The 1,477-nt window shown below is 66.0% G+C and carries 1 protein-coding gene; it reads right to left on the bottom strand.

All coding sequences use genetic code 11. The annotated features are described in order from the left end of the window. Positions 1 to 194: 194 nt before the first annotated feature. Complete coding sequence (locus NON00_RS24515; RefSeq protein WP_256025422.1) at positions 195 to 1,022, bottom strand: tripartite tricarboxylate transporter substrate binding protein; 828 nt, start codon at positions 1,020 to 1,022, stop codon at positions 195 to 197. Positions 1,023 to 1,477 lie beyond the last annotated feature (455 nt).

The raw sequence follows: 1,477 nt of genomic DNA, 5'->3' as shown, positions 1-1,477 counted from the left end.
GCTCTTTCCGTCGGGCCATAGGGGGTCTCCTTCTTCCCTACTATGCTCCGCCCTACACGAAATTTCTGACAGTCTCGCATTCAGCGCAAGATGCCCTGGGGAGTCCTGGCCTCCGGCAAATTCGGGGCAGTTCAGTTCGCTGCAATGATCCGGTGAGGGACAGGATGCGGCCTGCAGACAGCAAGCCTCCCCGTTCAATCCGCCCGTGCACCGCTGATACGGATGATCTCCGCGTAGCGCACGCGCTCGGCGCGCAGGAAGGCGCCAAACTCCTCAGCCGTCATGGTGAGCGGCTCTGCGCCCAGCGCCTCAAGCCGCGCCTGCACCGTCGGGTCGTCCCCCATGCCGCGGAGGATGCCGTTCAGACGCTCCACGATGGAGAGCGACGTACCCTGTGGCGCTGTCAGCCCGAACCAGGAGGTGATGTCGTAGTCTGCTACCCCGGCCTCGATCATGGTCGGCAGGTCGGGTGCGAAGCGTGAACGCTCGCGGCTCGTGACCGCGAGCGCGCGAACGGCACCAGACCGTACATGTGGCAAGATTTGCGGCAGGTTATCGAAGGCGATCTGCACGCGCCCGGCCAGCAGGTCAGCCAGCATCGGCGCGCCGCCACGATAGGGTACATGCACGATGTCGATGCCGGTCCGCAATTTGAACAACTCGCCGGCGAGGTGGACCGAGCCGCCCGCGCCGGCCGAGCCGAAGTTCAACGTGCCCGGTCGTGCCTTCGCCAGCGCCACCAGTTCCGCTACGGACTGCGCCGGGACCGAGGGATGCACCACCGCGATCGAGGTGATGGTCGCGAAGGCGCCCAGGGGCGCGATATCGTTCACCCCGTCATAGCCAGGGGAGGCGAACAGTATCGGCCCTGTCACATGCGTGGATGGCGCGGCGACAGCCAGCGTGTAGCCATCCGGTGCGGCGCGCACCGCCATCTGCGTCCCGGTTGTGCCGCCTGCACCGCCGCGGTTCTCGACCACCACGGTCTGGCGAAGCTCCGCCTGCATACGGTCGGCCATCATGCGCCCGAAGGTATCGGTTAGGCCCCCGGGTGGGAAGGCGACGACGACCCGCACTGGGCGGCTCGGCCACGGCCCGTCCTGCGCGAGTGCCGGTGCGGCGAGTAAGCTGGCAGGAAGGAGGGCCAAGCGGCGACGGAGCATCATACGGGGTCCTTTCGGTGAAGGTAGATCAGCCCGGCATCGCGCCGACTACCACTGGGCAGGCTGGATTGGTGCTCCAGCCAGACTGAGACAATGAGGAATTTCGTCTGGGGCGGGGCGGTTGCAAACCATTAGGCCATGCCCCGGTTCAGTTCCTAAGCCTGTGCAGCGTCGAAAGGGTTCAAGGTCTGCACGCCGAGTCCGCTGACATCTGCCGTGTTGCGGGTGACGAGAACGAGATCGTGCACCTGTGCTGTGGCGGCCAGCATGGCATCGATGACCGGTACAGAGCGCACGGCCGACATGCGCCCCCA

Source organism: Roseomonas sp. GC11, assembly GCF_024437745.1.
In the GTDB taxonomy this organism is placed as follows: domain Bacteria; phylum Pseudomonadota; class Alphaproteobacteria; order Acetobacterales; family Acetobacteraceae; genus Pseudoroseomonas.
Note: the sequence above shows the minus strand (reverse complement) of the source record. Positions and strands in the feature narration are given on the sequence as shown.